Source organism: uncultured Bacteroides sp., assembly GCF_947632445.1.
GTDB lineage: Bacteria > Bacteroidota > Bacteroidia > Bacteroidales > Bacteroidaceae > Bacteroides.
This window is the reverse complement of record NZ_CANRPM010000114.1, coordinates 1-4714: the sequence shown is the minus strand read 5'-3', so window position 1 is coordinate 4714 and position 4714 is coordinate 1. Positions and strand designations below refer to the sequence as shown.

Genomic DNA, 4714 nt, shown 5'->3' with positions numbered 1-4714 from the left:
CATACAGTGTTTCCTCGCATCTTCATGCAGTGCTTTCTTACGGTGCCGGAAATTTTTTCTTATCCCTCTCTGCATTTGTTTGACAGGGCTTTAATGATAAAAACTAATAAAAAGGGCCTTTTTTTTGTTCAGACCTGTGCAATGCGGATATTTTTTTGTATCTTTGTCGCCCGAATTATATCTGCCGGTGATTGGCAGTTTCGAAAGGAACAGACGTGGGGAAGTTTGAAGAGTATAGAATAGACTTGAAGGGTATGCGTACTGATAGCTGTCAGTATGACTTCCTGCTTGACGACGAGTTCTTTGCCGACATAGAAGGATCTGAAGTTCAGAGAGGCAAGGTGCGTGTGACGTTGGTTGTGAAGCGGACTTCTTGTGCCTATGTGTTGAACTTTCGGACAGAAGGGGAGGTTGTGGCTCCGTGTGACAGATGCCTGGATGATATGGAACTTCCGATTTCGTCGGCAGATGAGCTGATGGTCAAGTTTGGTGCGGAATATGCCGAGGAGGATGATAACCTGATTGTCGTTCCCGAAGTGGAAGGTGCAATAAACGTTGCATGGTTTATGTATGAATTTGTTGCATTGGCTATTCCCATGAAGCATGTGCATGCTCCAGGGAAGTGTAATAAGGAAATGAGTGGGAAACTGAGTAAGCATCTGCGGACAACTGCGGGCGACGATGATGCAATGTTTTCGGATGCAGATGATATGTCGGTTGGCGGTGATAGACAGGCACCGATTGACCCCCGTTGGAATGAATTGAAAAAATTATCAGATAACAATTAAAGATTTAAGAAAATGGCACATCCTAAGAGAAGACAGTCGAAGACAAGAACTGCAAAGAGAAGAACTCATGATAAGGCAGTAGCTCCTACATTGGCTATTTGTCCGAATTGTGGTGAATGGCACGTATATCACACGGTGTGTGGTGCATGTGGCTATTACAGAGGTAAACTTGCTGTAGAGAAAGAAGCCGCCGTTTAATGTCGGCGCACAGCAGGTCTCTGCTTGAACAGGTGTCTGAAAAGCTTTGCTTTTGGAGAAAAGACAAAACTTTTTAGATTGCCTTTTGTGAGTATTTACTAAGTATTGGAAATTTGATGGAAAAGATAAATGCAGTAATTACAGGAGTCGGCGGTTATGTCCCTGATTATGTCTTGACGAATGACGAGATATCCCACATGGTGGACACCAATGATGAATGGATTATGACCCGAATCGGTGTGAAGGAGAGACGCATCCTCAATGAAGAAGGATTGGGTAGTTCGTATATGGCTCGTAAGGCCGCCAAGCAGTTGATGCAGCGCACGGGAGCCAATCCCGATGACATTGATTTGGTGATTGTTGCTACTACGACTCCTGACTATCATTTCCCTTCGACGGCTTCTATCTTGTGTGACAAGTTGCGCTTGAAGAATGCTTTCGCTTTTGATTTGCAGGCAGCCTGTAGTGGTTTTCTGTATGCAATGGAAACTGCGGCCAACTTTATACGTTCCGGCAGATACAGGAAAGTGATCATTGTCGGTGCCGACAAGATGTCGTCGATGGTGAACTATACAGACCGTGCCACCTGTCCGATTTTTGGTGACGGTGCGGCTGCGTTCATGATAGAACCTACGACGGAAGACTATGGCATTATGGATTCTATCTTGCGTACAGATGGCAAGGGACTTCCTTTCCTTCACATGAAAGCAGGCGGTTCCGTATGTCCTCCTTCCTATTTTACGATAGACAACCATATGCACTATATCTATCAGGAAGGCCGTACCGTATTCAAGTATGCCGTATCGAGCATGTCGGATGTCAGTGCCGAGATTGCCGCAAGGAATGGATTGAATAAGGACAACATTGATTGGGTAATTCCCCATCAGGCTAATCTGCGTATCATTGATGCGGTTGCCAGTCGTCTGGAAGTCCCTCATGAGAAGGTGATGATCAACATCCAGCGTTATGGCAATACGAGTGCCGGAACACTTCCGTTGTGTGTCTGGGATTTTGAAGACAAACTGAAGAAAGGGGATAATCTGATTTTCACGGCGTTCGGCGCCGGCTTTACGTGGGGTGCCGTTTACGTGAAATGGGGATACGACGGCAAGAAGTGAGACTATGTTGGTATATGATAAGAAACGCATCCTATTTGAATGAATTCGATGCGTTTTTTTTCACGGTTTTAAAATGATTGGTTATGCATAAGGCCGGTTTTGTGAATATTGTCGGAAATCCGAATGTCGGGAAGTCGACGTTGATGAATGCGCTGGTAGGCGAACGGATTTCTATTGCTACCTTTAAGGCGCAGACCACCCGTCATCGCATTATGGGCATCTGCAATACGGACGAGATGCAGATCGTGTTCTCGGATACGCCCGGTGTACTGAAACCTTCGTATAAGTTGCAGGAGTCGATGCTGAACTTTTCTACGTCGGCTTTGGCCGATGCGGACATCTTGCTTTATGTTACGGATGTGGTTGAAACGCCGGACAAGCACAACGATTTCGTGGAGAAAGTCGGCAAACTGGATGTACCGGTTCTGCTGCTTATCAATAAGATCGACCTTACCAATCAGGAAAAGCTGGTGGAACTGGTGGATGCCTGGAAAGAGTTGTTGCTTTCGGCGGAGATTATTCCTATTTCGGCAGTCGCTAAGTTCAATGTGGACTATGTAATGAAACGTGTCAAGGAGCTTTTGCCCGAATCGCCTCCTTATTTTGATAAAGACCAGTGGACGGACAGGCCTGCCCGTTTCTTTGTCAATGAAATCATCCGTGAGAAGATTTTGCTTTACTATGATAAGGAAATTCCCTATTCTGTAGAGGTCGGGGTGGATCAGTTCAAGGAAGATGCCGGAAAGATTTATATTCATGCGGTCATCTACGTGGAGCGTGATTCGCAGAAAGGCATCATTATCGGCAGGCAGGGACGGGCATTGAAGAAGGTCGCTTCGGAAGCAAGGCGCGATCTGGAGAAGTTCTTTGGGAAGACCATTTTCTTGGAGACCTTGGTGAAAGTGGATAAGGATTGGCGCAATTCAGACAAGGAGCTGCGCAATTTTGGGTATCAGCTTGATTAAAGAAGAACAACAGGCGGCTGTGAGAGTCGCAAAACGAATGAAAGATAAAGAACTATGGGAAATTTAGTTGCAATAGTAGGACGCCCCAATGTGGGAAAGTCTACGCTGTTTAATCGTTTGACGAAGACCCGGCAGGCGATTGTGAACGAAGAAGCGGGGACTACGCGCGACCGTCAGTATGGCAAGACCGAATGGTTGGGACGTGAGTTTTCGGTGGTAGATACAGGCGGCTGGGTGGTGAACTCGGACGACATCTTTGAAGAAGAGATCCGCAAGCAGGTATTGATGGCTGTGGACGAGGCGGATGTTATCCTGTTTGTGGTGGACGTAATGAACGGAGTGACCGACCTGGACATGGAGGTGGCGTCTATTCTCCGTCGTACCAAGAAGCCTGTGTTGCTGATCGCCAACAAGACCGATAACAACGAATTGCAATACAACGCTCCTGAGTTCTACAGTCTTGGCTTAGGCGATCCCTATTGCATTTCGGCGATAACCGGAAGCGGTACCGGCGACATGATGGATTTGATTGTGAGTAAGTTCAAGAAAGAATCGGCGGAGATCCCGGACGAGAATATCCCCCGTTTTGCCGTTGTGGGTCGTCCCAATGTCGGTAAATCGTCCATTGTAAATGCTTTTATCGGAGAGGAACGCAATATCGTGACGGAGATTGCCGGAACGACACGCGATTCCATTTATACCCGTTACAACAAGTTCGGGTTCGATTTCTACTTAGTGGATACGGCCGGCATTCGTAAGAAAAACAAGGTGAATGAAGATTTGGAATATTACTCCGTAATCCGTTCTATCCGTTCCATCGAAAATTCGGATGTCTGCATTCTGATGCTTGATGCTACCCGAGGTATTGAAAGTCAGGATCTGAACATCTTTTCATTGATTCAGAAGAATGCCAAAGGGCTGGTCGTTGTGGTAAACAAGTGGGACTTGGTGGAGGATAAGACCGTCAAAGTGATGAAGACTTTCGAGGAAGCCATTCGGAACCGTTTTGCTCCGTTTGTCGATTTCCCCATTATCTTCGCTTCGGCACTCACCAAGCAGCGTATTCTGAAGGTACTGGAAGAAGCACGCAACGTGTATCGCAACCGTACAACCCGCATTCCCACCGCGCGGCTGAACGAGGAGATGCTTCCGCTTATCAAGGCCTATCCGCCTCCTTCGAACAAAGGGAAGTATATTAAAATCAAGTACATCACCCAGCTGCCTAATACGCAGGCTCCGTCATTTGTTTATTTCGCCAACCTGCCCCAGTATGTGAAGGAACCCTATCGCCGCTTTCTGGAAAACAAGATGCGCGAGAAGTGGAACCTGACGGGTACGCCCATCAATATTTATATTCGCCAGAAGTAAGTCGGAGACCCTGTCTGAAACTGATGGAAAAGAGAATGTGCCTTATGCGGTGCATTCTCTTTTTTTGTGTTCTTCCGTCCCATCCCATGAGAGCGGAATTGTAAATTCTTTTCATCTCTTGCCGACGCTCCTTTTGGGGTCGTTTTTCTCTTCATTTTACCCCTATTTTGGTCACTTTTTATAGCTTCTTTATAGATATTCCCCGATTAAACGCTTGTGTATGAATGGTTTATGCCTTCATTCAGTTATCTGCGAAATAACGGAACAAAACCCATAG

Annotated in this window: 6 protein-coding genes; all 6 read left to right on the top strand. The window is 46.4% G+C overall.

Annotation, left to right across the window (positions count from 1 at the left end; all coding sequences use genetic code 11):
• The coding region (locus tag Q0Z70_RS13060) for a hypothetical protein (RefSeq protein ID WP_298075174.1) at positions 1–243 on the top strand (243 nt) is incomplete at its 5' end.
• Positions 216–788, top strand: coding sequence for a DUF177 domain-containing protein (locus Q0Z70_RS13055; protein WP_298075172.1), 573 nt, complete (start codon positions 216–218; stop codon positions 786–788). The genes Q0Z70_RS13060 and Q0Z70_RS13055, both read left to right, overlap by 28 nt.
• A gap of 12 nt (positions 789–800) precedes the next feature.
• Positions 801–986: a 50S ribosomal protein L32 gene (gene rpmF, locus Q0Z70_RS13050; RefSeq protein ID WP_004288267.1), complete on the top strand. Its 186-nt coding sequence runs from the start codon at positions 801–803 to the stop codon at positions 984–986.
• A gap of 116 nt (positions 987–1102) precedes the next feature.
• Complete coding sequence (locus Q0Z70_RS13045; RefSeq protein ID WP_298075170.1) at positions 1103–2104, top strand: beta-ketoacyl-ACP synthase III; 1002 nt, start codon at positions 1103–1105, stop codon at positions 2102–2104.
• Between the two features lie 83 nt (positions 2105–2187).
• Complete coding sequence (gene era, locus Q0Z70_RS13040) at positions 2188–3069, top strand: GTPase Era (RefSeq protein WP_298075168.1); 882 nt, start codon at positions 2188–2190, stop codon at positions 3067–3069.
• A gap of 54 nt (positions 3070–3123) precedes the next feature.
• Positions 3124–4437, top strand: a complete 1314-nt coding sequence (gene der, locus Q0Z70_RS13035; protein WP_298075166.1) for a ribosome biogenesis GTPase Der — start codon at positions 3124–3126, stop codon at positions 4435–4437.
• Positions 4438–4714: the final 277 nt, after the last annotated feature.

Excerpts from the sequence above, each read along its gene's own strand:
- der (WP_298075166.1), top strand. The coding sequence starts at position 3,124 with ATGGGAAATTTAGTTGCAATAGTAGGACGCCCCAATGTGGGAAAGTCT.
- Q0Z70_RS13045 (WP_298075170.1), top strand. The coding sequence starts at position 1,103 with ATGGAAAAGATAAATGCAGTAATTACAGGAGTCGGCGGTTATGTCCCT.
- rpmF (WP_004288267.1), top strand. The coding sequence starts at position 801 with ATGGCACATCCTAAGAGAAGACAGTCGAAGACAAGAACTGCAAAGAGA.
- era (WP_298075168.1), top strand. The coding sequence starts at position 2,188 with ATGCATAAGGCCGGTTTTGTGAATATTGTCGGAAATCCGAATGTCGGG.